This window comes from Phyllobacterium endophyticum, from assembly GCF_003010935.1.
In the GTDB taxonomy this organism is placed as follows: Bacteria; Pseudomonadota; Alphaproteobacteria; order Rhizobiales; family Rhizobiaceae; genus Phyllobacterium; species Phyllobacterium endophyticum.
The window spans coordinates 17,403-35,716 of sequence record NZ_PGGN01000003.1; the positions used below are offsets into that span (position 1 = coordinate 17,403).

An 18,314-nucleotide genomic window follows, 5' to 3' on the forward strand; every position below is an offset into this window, starting at 1 on the left:
TACCCTTCGCCTCCTGTCTGCGGAGTGTGGCGACCAGCACGGACATCTCTCCATCGTCAAGTTTCCGGAGGTGACGACGACTACAGCATGGAGACATGGGCGGAGATCGCACATCACCGCGAAGAATTCCGGTGCTTGGCTTCCTTTGGTGCGTTGTCCGGTCCAAGGCAGCTCGCTCCCTCCGGGCACAACCAGTCGATTTCTTCGGCGAACAGCTCCCTCATGCCCTCAAGATCCTTGGCGAGGCCTGCGAACCGATAAAGTGTCCACGTCTTGCCTGACAAGCCAGGATGGCATGCGCGGCCGCCAAGAAGTGCCGCTTGCGGCCTGAATGGCGCAAGGGAAGCGTTGCCGCGGTCAGACCGGCACGGCTCCTTGTTGCAATCGCGCCCTTGCACCATTCGGCCTTCGCGGAGCCGAAGTGGTTGGCTCCCGAAGAAAGGGAGATCAGAAGAACAGGAGACGAAAAATGCAAAGAGAAGATATTGAGCACTTGCGCCAGAAAGTCCCCTGCGCCGCTATTTTGGAGGAGGCAGCCTTTGTGATCGATCCGAAAGAGAGCACCAGAGGCGCGACAAAATATCGGCGCGGCGACGGGATCATCATCGTCATTCATCAAGGCCGAGGATGGTTTGACCCGCTGTCAGACAAGAAGGGTGACGTATTTGCCCTGGCCTCTTACCTGCATCAGTGCGATTTCTGCCAAGCCCTGCAAAGGGTTGGCAAGCTGGTGAGCTTTCAGCCTGCACATATGACATGGTCGTCGCAAAGTTCTGTTCCCCGCCGGTTTGCCCCCATCGGTGAGCGTTGGGAAAGGCGGCGCAGGCTCTGCCCTTCCTCGCCGAGCTGGTTCTATCTCAGCCAGGTTCGGCGGATCCCCGCCAGCATTCTGCAGGCAGCGATTAACCACGACGTCGTACGCGAGGGACCCCGTGGCAGCATGTGCGCAAAACATATGGATCGGCAATGCCGGATAACCGGCTGGGAGGAGCGCGGCCCGGATTGGCGCAGCTTTTCAGCCGGCGGATCAAAGGCCCTGTTCCGGCTGGGCAATCAGCGCGGCTTGCGCATGTGCATAACCGAGGCCGCAATTGACGCGCTGAGCCTGGCGGCCCTTGAGAACATGCGATCCGACACCTTGTATGTCAGCACGGCGGGTGGCTGGTCGCAGGGCACAGTTGCCGATATCGAACATGCAGCCAAGGTCGGTGGTATGATTTTTGTCGCTGCGACGGATGCCAATCCGCAAGGAGAGGCGTTCGCTGATCGCATTCGTCAGATCGCGACGTCGTTGGATTGCGGATACGCGCGGCTGAGGCCCCGGGTTGACGACTGGAATGATGTCCTGCGACGAAGGCATGCGTGACGGCGCCGCAAAGGGGGGCAAGCGCTGCGGGAGAAATCCATTGGGCTTATCATTGCGATCTGCAGGTCGCTTTGCGTCAAAGCCCATGTGCTCCAGGTTGTTCGGAAGCTTTCGAGACAGCAACCACATATATTTCTCCACCACCGGAGCGTTGACCTTCTCGGTGACGACCGGCCCGCCGTTCGCATCTCCCGGTAGGGGCCCCGCTTGATTGCAAGGGGTGATCCCGCCTGCATGCACCGGCGCCCAGCTGGGACGGCGGCGAAGCGACCGGTCGATTTCCAATTTCCTCCAACCCTGGTCGAGAGGACCTGCCGGCCCGGTGTCCCGACATCTCCCGCCTCAGGTTGGCCGGATGCTGATGCTGCTGCAGCAGCTGTTGGCTATTGCTGGCCGGCAATGGCGCGGTTGACGAACTCGAGACGACTTTCTGCAAGCCGTCAAACTCCCGCAGCGCCAGCGTATGCCGGCGAGCCGCGCGTCGGGATGGGTTCAGCTCCCGTGGTTCCCGGCAAGCGCGCATGTGGAAAGTGCGGCGGGACCGCTCGAGTTGCCGAGGTGGGCCAAGCCGCCATGGTGTCCTTGCGCGATCGGAGATCCTGCTGGGCGTTCATTCATCCGGCTCTGTTCCTCGATGTTGCTGCGGTCTGACATGGCCGCGTCCCCGGTCCAAGGCCGCTGTCGCGCCGCCTTGCGACAGGATCGCTGCGACCGCACAAGGCAGCGCCGCGTCTGTCACAGGCCGCCCCGAGAGCGGCCCGCCCCATCCGCAACCCTGCCTCGCTTGGTCCGGCAGCGCCCTGGCCCTGGGCCGGCTCCTCAGCGCCCATGTCCTTTCGACCGCACCCGAGGAACAGAGCCAACGAACGAACCGGCTCGCGGGCATTTCTGAAACATCGCACATAAAGGACGCCATCATGACCAGCAATTCCCACTCCAGACAAAAGCCTAACCCCTCCAGATTCCAGCGCGTGACAACCTTCGAAATGGTGAGACACGTCTGCCCGGACGCGGCCCAGGCACTACGCCTATGCGAAAGCTTTGGCCTTGCCGTTCCCGATAGCGACGGCATCTGCCGTCTCCATCATTCGCAGCTGATCGAGAGCGCCGAAGCGCTGAAAGACGGGCTTGGCGAAAAAGCCATGCAGATCCACATGCATCGCATCGCCGGTTCCTTCGTCGGCTCCGCCTACGGCGCTGGTCAATTCTACAGCCGCTCGGTGACAGAAGCCCGCGACCTCACCAGCAAACTTGCAAACGAATATCGCGACGAAGATCTGACTGATCCCATCGGTTTTGACAGCCGGGCCCAACGCAAGCGCGAATTCGCCGCCGGTATGGGCCTGCAGGCTCATATGCTGAGGATGGCAGCCGAAGGTGCCGTCGCTGCCTATGAAGACATCACAGGCGAGACCTGGAAACCCTACGAGCGCGTCGTTGAACAGCCCGGCACATCGATTGATCAAAAGACGGCTCGGGCCCAGATGACGGCGTTCGACTAGGTCTTCTGCGGGGCTTCGGCCCCGCCTTCTCTTTTTAAAGCGGCCGCCACGATGGGCCGCGCGACTTTTGTGTCCTTGCCGCCTGCCATCGCGGAGGAGGGCCCAGCCTGTCTTCCACCGCGTTTCGGCTCGATCTCATCTCCCTGTCAACAGCGGCTGCGCCTGAGCAAAAGGCGAACAACTGGACGCCACCAGTCGATTGCGCAACTCGAAACATGGCGCTCAAACGAATGGAGAATGTCAACGTCCGCGAGGACGATAAGATTTCCATCCAAGCTCGGCCTCAACCTCGAAAGGCGAACCAGGGTCGAAGGCGAATGGACCGGGCGTACAACTGGCCTGCGCGATCAACGTGGCGACAATTGTCGCGATGCAATTACGGGCGGCTCTCCCGCTTCCTCATGCCGACTGCCGTCTCGGATCAGCGGGAGCGATGTGGCCTCGACTGCGGCGGGTTGGCGGAGGCGATATCCGCCTGACCTGCTTGACCCCGGAAAGCGCAGCCGGATTATTGTACGATACCGGCACATAGAGCTGACCGCTCGCACTATGGCTTTCGCAGATCGGCTTGCCGGCGCAGCCGAACTCCGGCGAAATCGTCGGCCTCGCCCGTGCTCCCGGCCGATGCAGATCCTTCGGTCTCGGTATCACACCAGCTGCGCCATACCTTTGCCGTAGGCTGGCGACGCTCATCCAACACCGTTAGCCCGCCCGGCGTGATCGGAGCGCGCAATGCCCGGCGCGTTCCACGCAACGGCTGGAAGCCGTCCTCCGCTGACGCTTCGGCTCTGCGAGTGCGTGGCCGCGCCTGAGGCATCGCAATCGGCTGCTCCGACGCCGGGACAGGCCCCGGCGGAGAAGGAGCAACGATCATGACAAGACAGAAAGACAGGAACAGCCGCCGGTATGGACGGCTGGAGAGAAAGACGGGAGTAGGGCGGTTGGTTGAAGGGGCGAGAATGGCCGACGCCGCCGACCGCGGAAAAACCCCAACGTCCAGCACTTCCACTTCGCTCGAGCGCGCCGCCGTCTATTCCCGCGTCACCGCCGAGATCATCGCCGCTATCGAGCAAGGAACAGGTGAATGGCGCGCTCCCTGGTTCCACGATGGAACCGGTAACGCGCGTCCGACCAACATCGTATCGGGCAAACGCTATCGCGGCATCAATACGTTGGCGCTCTGGGCCGCGGGTACAGCGGCCGGATATAGCGACGGCCTCTGGGGTACCTACAAGCAATGGCAGGATGCCGGCGCGCAGGTGCGTAAAGGAGAACGCTCCACCACAGTCGTGTTGTGGAGGGAGATTCAGGTTTCTGGGCAGAGCGACAACGAGGACACCGATGACGGGCATCAGCGGATGTTCGCCCGCGCATTCTGCGTTCTCAATATCGCGCAGGTTGACGGCTACGAGCGCCCGGTAACTCCAGCGCTGCCCGAAACCGAACGTCTCGCCCGGGCGGAGGCACTCATCGCCAACCTGGGCGTCGAGACCGTGTTCGGTGGGCCGCAAGCCCATTATCGCCCGTCGGCAGATACCGTGTTTATGCCCTCGTTCCCTTCGTTTCGCGACGCTGCGTCATTCTATGGTGTCTGGCTGCATGAGAACGGTCACGCCAGTGGCGCCAAGCACAGGCTGGGCCGCGATCTTTCCGGCCGCTTTGGGTCAGCGGCCTATGCCGCCGAAGAATGCTGCGTGGAAATTCTCAGCGGGCTCATCCTGGCTGATCTGGGAATAGCCCATCATCCGCGGCCCGATCATGCCGCCTATATTGCCTCGTGGCTCAAGGTCCTGAAGGAGGATCCCAAGGCCATCTTTACCGCCGCCAGGCAAGCGCAACAAGCGGCCGACTGGATGCACACACGGCAGATCCAGTCACAGGAGATGGCAGAATGATCGGCACCGCCTTCACTGTGCCGCTATTTAATTGGTTTCCCCGAGGCAGGGCGCGAGCGGATAACGCAAGCTGCATTCTGGCTCGCGGTCTTGAAGAATGATGAGGCTTCATTTTTCAGGCCGGCGGCCTATGCCCAGCGGGCGGAAACATTTCTTCACGATCCGCAGCCGCAGGATATGGTCTCCCGCTGTTGCTCAATGGCCGTCGTCCCGTCGATACACCGGTGCGAACTGCTCGGGCGTACCTCTTTTGGTACCCTGCGCCCCCGCATCCTTGACCGAATCCAGCCAGCGCAGGTGCTCACAGCCAGGCGAACGCCTGCCACTCGCCCCGCCGGAGTCGCTCGTAGTCGGACCGAGGCCAATGCTCGCAAGTCGGCGGGCAACGGTGCATCAACTGTCTGCCCGAAACCGGTGCATGCCGCGCGGCGCCATCCTCTGTTCCTTTAGCCCTTGCGTAAGACCCACCCTCTGCGGCTCGATGTGGCATGTCTGACCGGAGAGCGCCTCGCGTCGCTCGGCTCGATCGCTCTCGCAACGGCCGGCTCGTTTTCTTCCCCTGCCGGCTTCGCCGTCATTCCTCGCGCAACAAGAAAGCCTCGGCCCATGGCCGTCCTCCACTTCGTTGCGGCCCTGTCAGGTGCGGGCCGATCCCCTCCGGTCTTGTCGACAGCCATCGAGACCGCGATGGGCGCGGCTTGAGCAACAGTAAAGGAATACGACAATGGCAACCATCGGCTCTTTCACCGCTTCCGAAAACGGCTTTTCCGGCACAATCAAGACCCTCAATCTCAACGTCAAGGCGAAGATCCTCCGAGTTGAGCGCACCTCCGAGGACGCTCCTGACTTCCGGGTTCTGGCAGGCAATGTCGAGTTCGGCGCTGGTTGGCAAAAACAGGCCCGGGAAAGTGAACGCGACTACATTTCGGTCAAACTCGACGATCCGAGCTTTCCAGCCCCGATCTACGCGACGCTCGTCGAAGTCCAGGGCCACGAGGGACTGCAGCTGATCTGGTCGCGCAACGCTCGCCGATAGCCTCAGGCAAAAGAGCCCCGCTGTCGCAGCGGGGCTCACCGCATGTCACCTTTTCAAAGTCCCTGAGCGCATTGGCGAGCAGGTCAGTCTTCTTCATCCCTGCGGCAGCGCCGGCATGTCTCCGTCATGAATCCGCCAGATCCAGGAGCGCACGTCCGGCCGAGCATCGATCATATGGGCCAGTACAGATTCAAAGTCGTCACCGGCATCAGGCGGGACGACATAAAGTGCAACGGGCTTCGGTTTGGCCTCGGGCAGCGTCGCAACAGCGACAGGCTGCGCAGCCGGCAAATTGAAACGGAGCGCTTTGACGCTCTTCTGCCGCATTCTGGTCAGCTTCTCCAGCACACGTTCTTCGTAAACGCTTTCCACCGGAAGCCACTCTCCGGTCACGGTCATCAAGGCGATTTCGTTGATCATCGTCAGGCCGGATCCGTTCGCGCCAATTGTCATGATGGCCATCAGACGCGAGGCTTCATTGGCTTGCCACAGCTCCAGCTGAGGGCTGAAGCGCCTTTGCATCAATTTCAACGACGTATCATCAATGAAAAGTGCAAAACCTGGCATGTGCTTGATGACAACCTTGCGGCCGCTTCGCGCCTGGCAGAACTCCTTGATCTCGCCAATGAGCAGCATGAGCCTTGGCGGACCGGACGCGCGCCGGTGAATTCCCGCCAGCGCCATGGCGCGGCGTTGCTCAATTGCGGTCTTGTCTTCTGCCCGGAAAGGTTCGGGGACGAATAACCGGTCCACCAGTGGTTTTCCACGTATCATCATGGTGCTTGCTGCTTCGACAATGTGGCTGCGGACGTGCCACCAATGCCGCCTGCCGATCCAAAGCGACGTCCATTCGGTCAATCCGCCCTCATGCCAAAGGTAATGCAGGAGGGCACGAAGCGAGAGTTTGCGGGTCTCATTGTTGACTGCTGACGGACTTTCCGCGCCAGAGTTTCCGGCTAACGTGCGGGGTCCACGCTTCGTCAATGAGAAATCAAGCTTCAAGGCGGCACACCCGGTCGCATGATCGATCTGGATAGCACTTCCCACCAGAGGTCCCAGTCCTGTCAGTTCATATGGAGATTCGTAAGACTCGCATCGAGGATCATGTGCGCCGCCGCTGAGAGGCATACGCTTGATCACGAATTGATCGCCTATGCGCGCGACATACATCGGAATTCCGGGATTGCGGCAAAGGCATAGAGGGCGCAGCTTTTCGACATAGGCCGCGTTTAGCCGTTCGGGAAGATCGGCTGCCTGATCTTCAAAAGTTCCGTCGCCAATATGAAACCTTCTCGGCAAGCCTGCTTTCTCCGATGGGTGAACGTCATTGCCGACGTCCGAGAACAAAGTTCCGGTGCTTCGTGACGCTCATCATTATGTAAAGGCAATAACCCCCGAGACATACGGCCTTCTATCTGCCTTGGTCGCGTCCCGCAAAATCAGTTCCTCATGCACCGTTGCTGATGCGAAGCTTGACCCTCAACAATCCGGCGGACTTCTTTAGGTCAAACTCACAACCTCATTTAAAGTCCGCTTCAAACCAGAACCTTCCTCAGTAGCGAAAAGCCCGTGCTCGCATCGCGGCGTTTTCCAGTCGCATCAATAACTATTTTCAGACAAATAGTAATCGAGAGCGGCCTTCACGATCGCTGTCATCTTTAAATCATTTTCCAGTGCCGCCCGCTGCAAGCGGGCTTTCATCTCATAGTCCAACGCGATGTTGACAAAGAACTTAACGTGGCGCTGTTTCGCGCGCTTCATATTTTTCAGACTGTACCGCGTGTCTTCCTGTGCTCGCGCGCGCGTTTCGGCAGCGTCACGCCTTTGTTGCTCACTCGGCTTCGACAGCATGGGCGGAAAGTTATCGGCGGTTGCAGGACGAAGCGCCGATACGTCAGGCATCACTTCCGTTGCCGGTTCCGTCCTGCGTGCCGCAATGGAAAAATCCTTCAGCTCTAGCCCCGCCTTGCTCATGCGGCATCCTCGAAAGTCCCGGATGTTCGTCGCAGTTCTATCTCGTCGACAAGCCCTTGAACCTCCAGCCGGGCTTTGCGGACCGGATCCGTCAAGTCCTGCATTTGCAGTGTTCCAAGCCCGTTCTGGATCTCTCGATAGATGTTGCGCTCAAAGAGCTCGGTATCGAGAAGGAGTGTACGATATTGTGCTGCGATCAGACCCGCGACGAACGGTCTGATGTAGCGATACGCTTCGAGGTTTCGCCCGGGTACGGAGATGCGGGTCCGCACATTAAAATGGGCAATGTTCAAACCGAATTGGTCGTTAATCTCGTTGACAGCGGCGACCGTCTGACCTGCTGCCTCAAGTTCCTTGATCGCCGGCTGGATGGGCGAGACCACCAGTGCGGAGGATCGGATGATCGTCGTCTGCAACGAACTGTCCACGCCTGGCGCGTCAACGATTACGAGGTCGAACCCAGCGCCGCGATCTTTGATCGTCGCCTCGATCGAACGTTGTGTGGAGGCAACGGTAACATCGATAAGCTCCGGCACGTTGCTTTTCTCCGAACACAACCTCCACCACCCTGCGAGATTTTGCCGATTGTCCGCATCGATGAGGAGAACGCGCTCACCGCGCAGCGCGTATTCTCCCGCCAAAAGCGTTACAAGGGTTGTCTTCCCCGCTCCGCCTTTGTTGCTCACCGCCGCGTAGGTTCTTGCCATGGTCGCGTCCATATTCGTGCTGACGAGAAGCCCATCATGCATCGAAATGACGGGCCTGCGCAAGTCAAAACTGAATACATCATGTTCTTTTTGAAGACGAGCACTCTCGGCATGCATTCGCGCAATACAGTGTGGAATATATTCCACACCGCATGAACACGCGCGTCAAATGCATGAGGTGCACATGTAGAGTGGATGTGTGTTCACTCGATATATAGCGACAAAGCAATTGTCTGGCCCGCGGTTGAGAGGCATCTGGCGCAAAGTGCTGCTTATACAGTCTGCTTTGGTCTGGCCGGTCTCGACGGGCAATGCCAACGAGACGAATGCAAGGTGATGGCTTGAAACACGTTACCGTATCGGTAATAATGATTTTGGCAGGATACGGAAATTTGTGATACAAATTTTCTGACGATCGACGGACAAGCCGTCGATGGGGCCTGACTCCGACTGAGGGAAGATGGATGCATTTGCCAGCCAATGACCGAAGACGAAAGCGGAGAGACAAAGTTGTTCATGCGCGTTTTAGCAGGAGCGAAATCGAGCAGATCGAGCATGCTGCTGAGGCCGCCGGGATGACGGTCTCGGGGTTTTTGCGCTCCCTCAGCCTGGAAGGTGCAGGGGTGCGTCCGTTCTTTTCCGATGCGGACCGGGCGGTGCTTTTTCTGCTCCTGTCTGACATCAAAGCTGTCGGCGTCAATCTCAACCAGTTGGCACGAGCGCGCAACAGGGGTGAAACGGGCCAGTTGCTAGAGGAGAAAAGGACGATTGATGGTGTTCAACGCGTCGTTGCCATCGTGCTGTTTGAACTGCAGGCCTTTGCGGAACGCGGCTCGCGCAGGCATGCTGGGAGCGTGTGATGGAAATTTTTCTCGGTGCCTTCACGACCGAATGGGAGCAACGCAAGGCAGCTTTTCTCCATGATCTGACGCTCGGGCGCCGCACCTTGCCGGAAGAGGATGAGCGCCGTCGTGGAGGGAGTGTCCCGTCGGCAGTGTCAACCGAAACGCCAAAGTCAGGGTTTCGAGTTCGGACGGGAAGGCAGCGGCGTGCCGATCGGCCCATGCGCGCGCGATTTGTTGGGCTCGCCGCAGGAAGCCAGCCAGCCATTGTCAAAATGGCATCATTTGGCGGCGGATCTAGGCTGGGAGCGATGATTAATTATGTCGCCCGCAATGGCGCTGTTGTCGTCGAGAACGAACGTGGCGATCAGCTTCGTGGCCGTGACCAGCTCTCCACCGTCGGGGACGAGTGGGATCATCTGATGAAGAACAGGGCCGAAAGCCGGGATATTGGCCTGTTCAGGATTTCGGTTGCCGGCGGCGGACCCGCTGACGACGAACGATTCAACCGGGCTCGGAAGATTGTGACGCACGGTCTGGGGGACCGCGCCTTCGTGTTCAGTGTGACTGATCGCGCCGATGGAAGCGGATTCGAAATCGATGGCGTGACAGTGCTCAGAAATTCCGGCGGTGAGCGACTGACGGCCGACAATGCGGCAGCTGCGATAGTGCAGACGCGGATGGAGCGCGCGGAGACGGGGACGAAGTTTCAGTTTATGGGCTACGGCAACGGCACGGACTACGGTACGAGCCAGGTGCGATCGCTGGTGACCGCGCATAAGGGCCAAGTTCAGGATGAACAGGAACGTGTGATTGCAGATGCGAAGCAGGCTGGCGATCTCGTTCAACTCGAATGGCGAGATCAGCTTCACAGTCGAAAGCCGCGCGATGTTATGCATCTGGTTCTCTCGGCTCGGGCGGGCACGGACACGGACGCGTTTCACAATGCTGCGCGTGATTTTCTCGGCCAGCAGTTCGCGGGCCACCGTTACGTGTTCTCGCTTCACGATGCACAAAGCGATCCAAAGGCGGAGGCGGCAGGGGGCAAACGCCCGCACGTTCATGTCCACGCCATCATCGCGATGCAATCCGATGCCGGCGACAGGGTCGAGACAACCATTGCTGCTTTTCGCCAGTGGCGGCTGACGATGGCCGAGAAGGCGCGTGCATACGGAATCAACATGGAGATGACTGACCGCCGTGATCGCGCCAGTGCGCCCGCTTATTCGAGGAACCAGGTTCGTCCTGTGAACACGATCGGTCGTACGCAGCACAAAGGCACCAGTTCTGCAGCGGAGCGCCGTTACCATGCCAAACGGGATGATCAACCCAATTATTCAGCAACGACCCGCAGCCAGGCCTATATGCAGAAGGCACGCGAACAGTGGTGTGAACTCCAGCATTCTCAAGCGCTTGTAGCGCAACATAACTTTATCCAATCGCAGACGGTCCGGCTGGCGGATCCCAGAACCAAGGGATGGATACGAGAGACCGTTCGCAACGAAGCCGGAAATTCCGACTCGCAATTTCGAACACATTCGGTAAAGTTGACAGAGATTGTTTCTGAGGGTGACGATATGCGCCATATGACGCGGCCGGAATTCGATGCTTATGAAAAGCGGGTCGAGACCGCTCTGTTCCAGGCGGAGAAAACCATGTCGCCTGAGGAGCGCCGCGATTTTGACGACATTGCGCATGCGGCGCGCGAACTCGTGAATGTCCGCCGCGAGATCGTCGAACTGCTTGAGGTTGGTGGGACAGATCACCGATCCTCGGGCGCCGACGGTCCGCAGGATGACAAAAGGCATTGGATCGACGCGGTCGAGAGACACGGATTCGAGGCGGCCGATGCCGCAAACAAAACGCTTCTCGATATCGAGAGAACACGAGAAGCGATCGAGCGGATTGCGACGGAAAAGCCTGAAGAAGTCCCTGCTTTGAAGAAGGAGCTGGACACACACATCACCAAGGCGGCAGAGCTCGGTGCGTCCGGGAACGGCATCATTCGCGAGGTGGCGGAAATCGATGGCGACCTCAAAGCCGCGTTGCAATCGCTCGAACGCGATCGCCAGAAGCGAGAGTATGAAAATTCCTCCGCAAGGGTGCAATCCAACGAAGCCGCCAATTCCAATCGCGGTTTGCCCCAAGGAGAGCAGAAGCAGACACGGCCTGATGATCGTGATGCCCAGGGTCGAAAAAATCCAGGGGACACCGCGTCACGGGATGAACCCGGCAATACAACCAAGAGCGATCCCGCGAAACAGCATGATCCTCGCTTGGAAGAAATTCAACGCGTGACGAGAGAGCGGAACGAAGGCAACCACGATGAGCGCGAACGGTAGGAGACAATGTGATGCGTGACGAGAGGCGGATCATCGTGGTTGAGGAAGACCGCAAGAGCAGCGAGGGCGTGGCAGGAGTGTGCGGCGTTTTATTTTTCGCCATGATGGTATTCGCACTGGTGGATCGCGGTCTCACACTTGCGTGGAGAACTGTGTCGGCATGGTTCAATTGATATTCATTTGTTTGTGTCGGGACTGACACTTGACGGACATTTTGCACAAAATTATAGGCAAATTTCGCGGAAGTCCTAGTCTCGCGACAAAACCGCTGGCGCTGAAGATCGGGGAAATTTCCCCGCTCGGCAAAGTGCCCTGCCGACCCTCTGACGCGGGGCGGCACGTGGATGGATCGAGTTCGGTTCCTCCATCCTCTCGAACCTCTGGGATTCGAGACCGCCAAGGATGCTGAAGCTATGGTGCAAAGCGCTAAGCCCTGCTCGACAAGTTCGGCCGTGTTGAGGCCGAGTTAACCGAGGGGCCATTCTTCGCCGGCACGGCGTTCAGCCTGATTGATACGGTTTTCGCACCCATCTTCCGCTATCGATGTGTTTGACACCTTCGCGCCGGCGGCGTGTTCGACGGATTCCCAAGCTGACGTCATGGCCAAAGGCGCATGCGACCGAGCGTTCGAGAGGCCGTCGCCGACGACTATGCCGACAGGCTCAAGGTCTTTCTTAAGAAGCATGATGCATGGCTGCTGAAAGCAGCATGATGCATGGCTGCTGAAAGCCGCTAGCTAAAGGATTCGCAATAATCCCAATTGAAGCGGCTGTGTAAGACTGACAGTACGAGAATGCGAAATGGGACTTTTGCGCCTGCGGGCTATCGCGGCCGTGGGTGACAGGATAGGCTTTTGCACCCCCTACGCAAGCCCGACATCGGCCGGATCTGGAACGGTCTGCTTCAAAATTTCGGCGATGCTTAGTCTGCTTCGCGATGAGAGGCCTGCAGTGTGCTTTAGCTTTGCATCGATCGTCGCGAGTAGTCGTTCGGCGGTAGTCTTAAGTCGAGCCTCTATCTTTGCGGTCTCCTTATCAGTTGCATCAGATGGTCCTTCAGTGAGCTCAAAGTTTAACTTGACACTTTTCGTGCTAGGCGCCCACTGCAACGCCTTGGCGACGATAACGGGCGTTTCTTCGCCAGCGGCCTGATCTGCAGCTCGACCTTTTTCTTCTCCCACTGGCGTCAAGTTGCCCTCATAGCCTTCACCAACCACCGGAACCTTTGATAGGGCGACAAAATCGGCGTCCGGGACGGTCGGCTGGTTCTCAGAAGCAAATTGTGCTGCGGCTTTGAACGCAGCCAGCTCATGAAACCGGAGCTTTTGTCCAAATATAGCTCTCTGCCCTTCGACGAGCAGGAGCATCCGATCCTCCGGCATCTGGCGAACTTCCTGCGGCATCATCAGGTCGCGTTCGCGAATCTGCTCAACTTTCGTCCGACGCGACAGTCCCATCAAATTCAAAGTCCGAGACTCCGACTCGTACCGGATAGTTTTCTTCCCTAGTGCGCGCGAGGCATACTCGGCCGTCGCCTGGTCGTTCGCCCCAAGAATGAGCTGCAGCCCGCAATTGCCGAGCAGCGAATGTCGGGACGTCTCTCCGTAGATCTCATCCAGGCTTTTGAGATCCTGGATGATGAAGGCCATCTTGATCTTGTAGCCAGCTACATAGGGGAGCTTGTTCATGATCTCGTCCATCCTCTTTAACTGCCTGAACTCGTCGAGAAGGTAGTAAGTGGGAAGGGCACCGGGATCGAAGTCGCGCGTCAGAAGGTCCATGCTCTGCTGAACGAACAGCGTGAGGAGGGGACGTAGGATGGTAACGTCACTGATGTTAGGTGCGAGATAAATCGAAACGCGGCGCCGGCGCATCGAAGCGAGGTCAATGTCGGTGACATTGGTCGCTGCAATCACGCGTTCATTGCGAAACGGCTGCATCGCCTTTTGAATATCAAGGAGAGCCGAACGGGCCGCCCGTTCATTGAGAGAAATGTAGGCGTTAAAGCTGTCCGTAGTGAACCGTGAAAGACCTGGTTCCTTCTGTTTGATTAGCTTCATCAAGACCTGCAGATCGACACCCGCGTTGAAGATGCTGTTGACTTCACCAAGGTTGCGACGGTTCCTGTAGTGGCTGCTTTCCAACACATAGCTGATTACCCCGGCAATGACCTGCTGGGCTGTTCCCTGCCAGACGGCATTATCAGAGCCCAGCGTTTCTGGAATGAGAATGCTTGCCATGTTCTGGATGTCGATGGTGCGGCTGCCACGATCCTGCCGAATGAAATCCATCGGGTTCCAGCGATGGGTCTTTGAACTCCCAGGCGAAAACAAGAATACTTGGTGCCCGTTCGCTTTTCGATAGCCAGCCGTTTGCAGGAAGATCTCCCCTTTCAGATCGGTGACGATCATTGATCCCGGAAACATCAAAGCATTCGGAATGACATATCCCACGCCTTTTCCCGATCGGGTCGGGCCAATGACGAGATGATGCCGATCATCGAGCCGCCGCAGGATATTGCGCCCCATTCTGCCGAAGATGTGGCCTTCCTTGCGAAACCACTTTCCCTTCCGGATCGAAGCGATATCCTGGAACGCCGCGTCACCCAGCGGGTTGGAAGGACGGCGCAAGCCAAAAACTCCGGCTCCCGTGGCAACCGCGATTGCAAGAACGAGCGCTCCTGCCGCTGCGATCTGGAGTGCTTGATTGTCTGAATAGAGCCAGAATTGCTGTACCGGCGCAAACAGGTTGGCTGTGACGGTCAATTGGAGGACGCGGCTGTCCTTGTAGACGAACTGCAGGATCAAGCCATAGCCGATGATCCAGACGCCAACAGCGATGATCCCGCAAAACAACAGATAGGCGGCAAGATACGTCCTGCTCATGCCGTATGCCTTGCGTAATAGATCTCGGAAACGCCCCTGCGGCCGCCCTCGCGTCGCAATTGGATAACAACCGGGATCACCATCTGGATGTAGGACATCAGATCCTGCTTGGAGTACCCCGCCGACATTCCGCCTTGCTGCACCATCATTGCAAGTTGTTCGTATGCGCCAAGAGGTGTATCCGCGTGAACTGTCGACATGCTTCCGGGGTGACCCGTATTAATGGCGCGCAAGAAGGCGAAAGCCTCCGATCCCCTGATCTCACCGACGAACAAGCGATCCGGGCGCATTCGGAGCGACGCTTCGAGGAGCGACTGGATGGTGACCTGCGCTGTGCCCTGATCGCCACGAGATGCCAGGAGATGAACGGCGTTCCTTTGTGGCGGAAAGAGTTCGCGCGTATCCTCGAGGGTCAGGATGCGCTCGAAAGGGTCAATCGTCTTGAGGCAGGCATTGAGAAAGGTCGTTTTTCCTGTCGATGTCCCACCACTGATCAGGATCGAGATGCGCTGTCGAATGGCGGACCTGATGAACTCATAGATGCGCTCGGCTCTAAGATGTTCGATGAGGGCCTGCTCGACCTCGGTGAGGCCGCCTACTGCGACAGAGACCTTCTCCAGCGAGCCAGTGTCTCGATACTCTTCGAGGGTGAAGTCACTCGTCACCTGCTTGCGGATTGAGATGGCGCCTCCATCCGCCGCAGCCGGCGGCAGAACGATCTGGATTCGTTCACCCGTTGGCAAAGCTGCGGAGATGATCGGGTTTGCCCGGCTTATGTACTGGTGCGTTGCGCCAGCGACGCGTTCGCCGATGTTTTCGATCTCGCCCATGGTCAGCGCCGGAATTTTATGATGTTCCATCACGCCGGCACCGAGCCGTTCAATATAGATGTGCCCTGGCCGATTGACCGAAATTTCCACGACTGTCGGATCAGACAGAAAGTCGGCAAGAGGGTCAAGTGACCGCCACAGGAAATAGTACGGGCTATGATCAGCGGCTTTGATTTTGGCGGATGCCTCGCTCATGCTTGATTTCCTTCAGCGCTTCCACGACCGGATCCGGATAAATTGCGGAGAAGTCGAGGTCCTGGCGGACATAGACGAAGATGCGCTCGCCCTGGTGCACGCTGATCGTCGGCGGTATCTCGAGGGTTTCTGCGAGCGCCTGGTTGGCCATGTCTGAGAATGTCTGGGCGATGGTTTCGCGAGCAAGTTCAGCGGCACGGTCAGAATCGGAATCATTGTTCCCGCTGCTCGAGTAAGACCCACCACCATAACCTGTCAGATAGGAAGAACCGGCGCCGACAATCGAGAGCAAGATTGCGGAGCCGAAACGCTCTCGCCATTTGTTATCGACAATGCCTGTGAGGCCGGATCGTCCAAGGCTGTCGGTGCCGATGCTGTTGAGCCTAACCGTTACGCCATCATCTCGCTGCAACCGCGTCCAGATGACAAATATGCGCTTCTGCCCGCGGGTGAGTTCGGACTGGTATTCCCCGATTAGCCGTGTCCCAGCCGGTATCAGGAGGCGGCGGCCGTCGAAAGAATAGACATCCTGTGAGGTGATGGCGCGGATCTGCCCAGGCAGGTCACTGTTGATGGCCGTCTCAAGGATACCGGGAATCAAGGTGCCCTCAGAGATAATTGCATCGATGCGTTCGATCTGCCGGGCTTTGGCTGACCGGTCGCCTATCGCTGAGGCGGAAGCCAGAAACTTGCTATTTCGATCTTCGCCCGCCACGACCGGTCCGCCCTCCGTACTGCTTGCACCCAGGGTGTCGGGACCATTCTCGCCCTTGCTCGAATCGATCAGGACCTGCTTGGATAAAAACCGTTTGGGAAACTCCTCGATTTTTTCGGGCTGGCTGGCTGTTTCGTCAATCGTCTCCGCAATTCCGGGCGGAGCAGGGACCTCGAACTCAGTTGTATCTGATGGTTCCTCCTTTTTCTCCGCGACCGGGGGATCAGGCAGCTTGATGATAGGCTCAGGTTTCTTTTCAGGCTGCTTCTCACCCTCGCGAAGAAACGATGGTGGACGGAAGGTTGTTGTGCTGAATTCTTCGTCACCTCTGACGCTCTCCGGCCTGTGCTGCTCAGGAGCAAACACGACGACATAGGCCAGCGCCGCGCCGCCTAGAAGGAGGGCAGTCCCTCCGAGCAGTTGCTTTCGTCGGGCGCGCTTGTCTCTGACGTCAATCTTATCGTCGGCAAGCATCGCTTCGAGTTCTGGAGACCGCTGCATCAGTTTCCACCCCTTCGGCGTGTTTTCGCCTTATCGTCCAGGCTCGGCGCCATGATATCGGGATCGGGCGCCCCGAAGTCAGGCTTTCTCAAGTTAAAAATGCAGGTCCACTGGTTGCCGTCACGCAGCGTGTACTGGGTCGCGGTCCCATCGACGACGATGTATTCACCTTCGCGCCGGGAGTTCCGCAAGGTCTCCGAGAAGTCGGCATTGACGGCGAAGATTGCCGGAACAGTTGCGCCGAATTTGAAGAATGTTTTCTTGCCGTCATCGAACAGCATTGATGGTTTCAGCTTTCCGTCGCCTGAAAAGGAGTAATCGATATTAATGTTGGCCTTATCGATGCCAGCCATGTTTGGATTGGCGGTCCGCGCCTCAGCCTCTTTGCGAAGAGAAGCGTTGAGATCTTTCTCGGGGTAGACGAAGCGGATGCCAAAGACCTTCTTGGCGTCCTCGGGCGCGTAGTCATTGAGCTCAAGATAGTAGATCCGCTTGGTCGTCACCACATTCATGTTGGTGGTGACCTGTCGGGCTTTGGGTTTGACGAAGAGAATATTGCCATTGTCGGTCGGCACAACATCCCAGCTTTCGGTGTCGCCCAGCGCGATGGTCTCGAACTTCTCGTCCTCGTCGAAAATAATCATCGTTGAAATGCCATAGGTGGCAAAAACACGCACGACGTTGTTAGGCTGGTAGACGATGGTTGTGACCCGTGGATCAAGCCGACCAGCCGTTGGCGTCTGCGCAGCAAAGGCCGGTACGAAAGATCCGATTGCCACCAGTATGACTACAATAGGCGTGCGAGGGACCATCATCGGCTTCCCTCGGTCACCGTCTCCTGATCGCGACGGTAGTCGTAGACCTGGAAACCGAGCGGGTTCTCAAAACGCCATTCGTTGGTCGCAGGGGTGTCAGTATAACGATAACGCACGACAGCGATCCAGTGGCGGGGAATGGATTCCGTTTCCGATTGCTCGACAGTCGTGAAACGGACGATCCCGGTGCTTGTGTTGGGAAAGGTGACCGAGGCGATCTCCGTCGTTACGCGCTTGTTACGCCCGTAGACTCTTGAGGGGTTCTGTGGACTGGCAGCGCTGTAGAGATCCTGCAACTGGCGTGCCGCGTTGCCAGTCGACAGAAGTGCGGCAATGCCAAAATTCTGCTCGATGGCAAAGGGATCGTAGCCTTCGCGCGACCGGATGTAGCGAACGATATTGGCCTGGGTGATGGCCCGCTGCTCGGTCAGGTTGGTCGGCCTAGTGAGGCCGGTCTTGACCTCGACATAGCCTGTGTTCTTGTCAACCTCGACGATATACGGCTCGAAACTCTTCAAAGGAACGAGCATCGCGAGCGTCGCAAGGCTCACGAGCGTAATTGCCCCAAAGATGGTCGTGACAAACCATGCCAGCGCTCGCGACCGTTTGGCCTTCTTGACGACTTCCTGTTCCCAGACGTCTCCGCTCTGGTAGTAGGTTCGCAAGCGTTCGTCATTTGTCTCTGCCATTGGTTCCTCATGCCCTTCGAA

General features: G+C 58.1%; 18 protein-coding genes. 7 read left to right on the plus strand and 11 right to left on the minus strand.

Annotation, left to right across the window (positions count from 1 at the left end; translation table 11 throughout):
• Positions 1–113 precede the first annotated feature (113 nt).
• Complete coding sequence (locus CU100_RS14250) at positions 114–401, minus strand: hypothetical protein (protein ID WP_106717299.1); 288 nt, start codon at positions 399–401, stop codon at positions 114–116.
• Between the two features lie 68 nt (positions 402–469).
• On the opposite strand from CU100_RS14250, the gene CU100_RS14255 reads away from it, so the two are divergent.
• Both CU100_RS14255 and CU100_RS14260 read left to right on the plus strand, forming a co-directional pair.
• Positions 470–1,366 (plus strand): DUF3991 and TOPRIM domain-containing protein, encoded by an 897-nt coding sequence (locus tag CU100_RS14255; RefSeq protein ID WP_106717300.1) that lies wholly within the window; start codon positions 470–472, stop codon positions 1,364–1,366.
• Positions 1,367–2,283: 917 nt separating this feature from the next.
• Positions 2,284–2,868 carry a hypothetical protein gene (locus CU100_RS14260; RefSeq protein ID WP_106717961.1) on the plus strand — a complete coding sequence of 195 codons (585 nt, stop codon included), beginning with the start codon at positions 2,284–2,286 and terminating at the stop codon, positions 2,866–2,868.
• A 547-nt stretch (positions 2,869–3,415) separates the two neighbouring features.
• On the opposite strand, the gene CU100_RS14265 is transcribed toward CU100_RS14260, so the two are convergent.
• Complete coding sequence (locus CU100_RS14265) at positions 3,416–3,685, minus strand: hypothetical protein (RefSeq protein ID WP_146141850.1); 270 nt, start codon at positions 3,683–3,685, stop codon at positions 3,416–3,418.
• A gap of 55 nt (positions 3,686–3,740) precedes the next feature.
• On the opposite strand from CU100_RS14265, the gene CU100_RS14270 reads away from it, so the two are divergent.
• The gene (locus CU100_RS14270; protein ID WP_106717302.1) at positions 3,741–4,763 is read left to right on the plus strand and encodes an ArdC family protein; all 1,023 of its coding nucleotides are present in this window, start codon (positions 3,741–3,743) and stop codon (positions 4,761–4,763) included.
• A gap of 724 nt (positions 4,764–5,487) precedes the next feature.
• The gene (locus CU100_RS14275; protein WP_106717303.1) at positions 5,488–5,799 is read left to right on the plus strand and encodes a DUF736 domain-containing protein; all 312 of its coding nucleotides are present in this window, start codon (positions 5,488–5,490) and stop codon (positions 5,797–5,799) included.
• 93 nt (positions 5,800–5,892) lie between these two features.
• Here CU100_RS14275 and CU100_RS14280 read toward each other — a convergent pair whose 3' ends face one another.
• The 3 genes from CU100_RS14280 to CU100_RS14290 all read right to left on the minus strand — a co-directional run bounded on the left by CU100_RS14280 (position 5,893) and on the right by CU100_RS14290 (position 8,480).
• Positions 5,893–7,098, minus strand: coding sequence for a DUF1173 domain-containing protein (locus CU100_RS14280; protein WP_106717962.1), 1,206 nt, complete (start codon positions 7,096–7,098; stop codon positions 5,893–5,895).
• A 300-nt stretch (positions 7,099–7,398) separates the two neighbouring features.
• Complete coding sequence (locus CU100_RS14285; protein WP_245419032.1) at positions 7,399–7,773, minus strand: hypothetical protein; 375 nt, start codon at positions 7,771–7,773, stop codon at positions 7,399–7,401.
• Positions 7,770–8,480, minus strand: coding sequence for a ParA family protein (locus CU100_RS14290; RefSeq protein ID WP_106717964.1), 711 nt, complete (start codon positions 8,478–8,480; stop codon positions 7,770–7,772). Before CU100_RS14290 ends, CU100_RS14285 begins: the two co-directional genes overlap by 4 nt.
• Before the next feature lie 464 nt (positions 8,481–8,944).
• Here CU100_RS14290 and CU100_RS14295 point away from each other — a divergent pair, with 464 nt between their 5' ends.
• From CU100_RS14295 to CU100_RS26895, 3 genes are read left to right on the plus strand one after another with little or no spacing between them, the layout of a single operon-like run.
• The gene (locus CU100_RS14295; protein ID WP_106717304.1) at positions 8,945–9,340 is read left to right on the plus strand and encodes a plasmid mobilization protein; all 396 of its coding nucleotides are present in this window, start codon (positions 8,945–8,947) and stop codon (positions 9,338–9,340) included.
• The gene (locus CU100_RS14300; protein ID WP_106717305.1) at positions 9,340–11,664 is read left to right on the plus strand and encodes a conjugal transfer protein TraA; all 2,325 of its coding nucleotides are present in this window, start codon (positions 9,340–9,342) and stop codon (positions 11,662–11,664) included. The genes CU100_RS14295 and CU100_RS14300 overlap by 1 nt, the downstream gene beginning before the upstream one ends.
• Positions 11,665–11,675: 11 nt before the next feature.
• Positions 11,676–11,837 (plus strand): hypothetical protein, encoded by a 162-nt coding sequence (locus CU100_RS26895; protein ID WP_170113840.1) that lies wholly within the window; start codon positions 11,676–11,678, stop codon positions 11,835–11,837.
• A gap of 293 nt (positions 11,838–12,130) precedes the next feature.
• Here the strand turns inward: CU100_RS26895 and CU100_RS14305 are convergent, their stop codons facing one another.
• The 6 genes from CU100_RS14305 to CU100_RS14330 form a co-directional block, all read right to left on the minus strand.
• Positions 12,131–12,349, minus strand: a complete 219-nt coding sequence (locus tag CU100_RS14305) for a hypothetical protein (protein WP_106717306.1) — start codon at positions 12,347–12,349, stop codon at positions 12,131–12,133.
• A gap of 177 nt (positions 12,350–12,526) precedes the next feature.
• The gene (locus tag CU100_RS14310; protein ID WP_106717307.1) at positions 12,527–14,548 is read right to left on the minus strand and encodes a type IV secretory system conjugative DNA transfer family protein; all 2,022 of its coding nucleotides are present in this window, start codon (positions 14,546–14,548) and stop codon (positions 12,527–12,529) included.
• The gene (virB11, locus tag CU100_RS14315; protein WP_106717308.1) at positions 14,545–15,573 is read right to left on the minus strand and encodes a P-type DNA transfer ATPase VirB11; all 1,029 of its coding nucleotides are present in this window, start codon (positions 15,571–15,573) and stop codon (positions 14,545–14,547) included. Before virB11 ends, CU100_RS14310 begins: the two co-directional genes overlap by 4 nt.
• Positions 15,539–16,789 carry a type IV secretion system protein VirB10 gene (virB10, locus tag CU100_RS14320; RefSeq protein ID WP_106717309.1) on the minus strand — a complete coding sequence of 417 codons (1,251 nt, stop codon included), beginning with the start codon at positions 16,787–16,789 and terminating at the stop codon, positions 15,539–15,541. The genes virB11 and virB10 overlap by 35 nt, the downstream gene beginning before the upstream one ends.
• Positions 16,789–17,601 (minus strand): P-type conjugative transfer protein VirB9, encoded by an 813-nt coding sequence (gene virB9 / locus CU100_RS14325; protein WP_106717310.1) that lies wholly within the window; start codon positions 17,599–17,601, stop codon positions 16,789–16,791. The genes virB10 and virB9 overlap by 1 nt, the downstream gene beginning before the upstream one ends.
• Positions 17,601–18,293, minus strand: coding sequence for a virB8 family protein (locus CU100_RS14330; protein WP_106717311.1), 693 nt, complete (start codon positions 18,291–18,293; stop codon positions 17,601–17,603). Before CU100_RS14330 ends, virB9 begins: the two co-directional genes overlap by 1 nt.
• Positions 18,294–18,314 lie beyond the last annotated feature (21 nt).

Bases quoted from the DNA above. Each gene is read 5' to 3' on its own strand.
- CU100_RS14250 (WP_106717299.1), bottom strand. From the start codon at position 401: ATGGTGCAAGGGCGCGATTGCAACAAGGAGCCGTGCCGGTCTGACCGC.
- CU100_RS14255 (WP_106717300.1), top strand. From the start codon at position 470: ATGCAAAGAGAAGATATTGAGCACTTGCGCCAGAAAGTCCCCTGCGCC.
- CU100_RS14260 (WP_106717961.1), top strand. From the start codon at position 2,284: ATGACCAGCAATTCCCACTCCAGACAAAAGCCTAACCCCTCCAGATTC.
- CU100_RS14265 (WP_146141850.1), bottom strand. From the start codon at position 3,685: ATGCCTCAGGCGCGGCCACGCACTCGCAGAGCCGAAGCGTCAGCGGAG.
- CU100_RS14270 (WP_106717302.1), top strand. From the start codon at position 3,741: ATGACAAGACAGAAAGACAGGAACAGCCGCCGGTATGGACGGCTGGAG.
- CU100_RS14275 (WP_106717303.1), top strand. From the start codon at position 5,488: ATGGCAACCATCGGCTCTTTCACCGCTTCCGAAAACGGCTTTTCCGGC.
- CU100_RS14285 (WP_245419032.1), bottom strand. From the start codon at position 7,773: ATGAGCAAGGCGGGGCTAGAGCTGAAGGATTTTTCCATTGCGGCACGC.
- CU100_RS14290 (WP_106717964.1), bottom strand. From the start codon at position 8,480: ATGGCAAGAACCTACGCGGCGGTGAGCAACAAAGGCGGAGCGGGGAAG.
- CU100_RS14295 (WP_106717304.1), top strand. From the start codon at position 8,945: ATGCATTTGCCAGCCAATGACCGAAGACGAAAGCGGAGAGACAAAGTT.
- CU100_RS14300 (WP_106717305.1), top strand. From the start codon at position 9,340: ATGGAAATTTTTCTCGGTGCCTTCACGACCGAATGGGAGCAACGCAAG.
- CU100_RS26895 (WP_170113840.1), top strand. From the start codon at position 11,676: ATGCGTGACGAGAGGCGGATCATCGTGGTTGAGGAAGACCGCAAGAGC.
- CU100_RS14305 (WP_106717306.1), bottom strand. From the start codon at position 12,349: ATGCTTCTTAAGAAAGACCTTGAGCCTGTCGGCATAGTCGTCGGCGAC.
- CU100_RS14310 (WP_106717307.1), bottom strand. From the start codon at position 14,548: ATGAGCAGGACGTATCTTGCCGCCTATCTGTTGTTTTGCGGGATCATC.
- virB11 (WP_106717308.1), bottom strand. From the start codon at position 15,573: ATGAGCGAGGCATCCGCCAAAATCAAAGCCGCTGATCATAGCCCGTAC.
- virB10 (WP_106717309.1), bottom strand. From the start codon at position 16,789: ATGCAGCGGTCTCCAGAACTCGAAGCGATGCTTGCCGACGATAAGATT.
- virB9 (WP_106717310.1), bottom strand. From the start codon at position 17,601: ATGGTCCCTCGCACGCCTATTGTAGTCATACTGGTGGCAATCGGATCT.
- CU100_RS14330 (WP_106717311.1), bottom strand. From the start codon at position 18,293: ATGGCAGAGACAAATGACGAACGCTTGCGAACCTACTACCAGAGCGGA.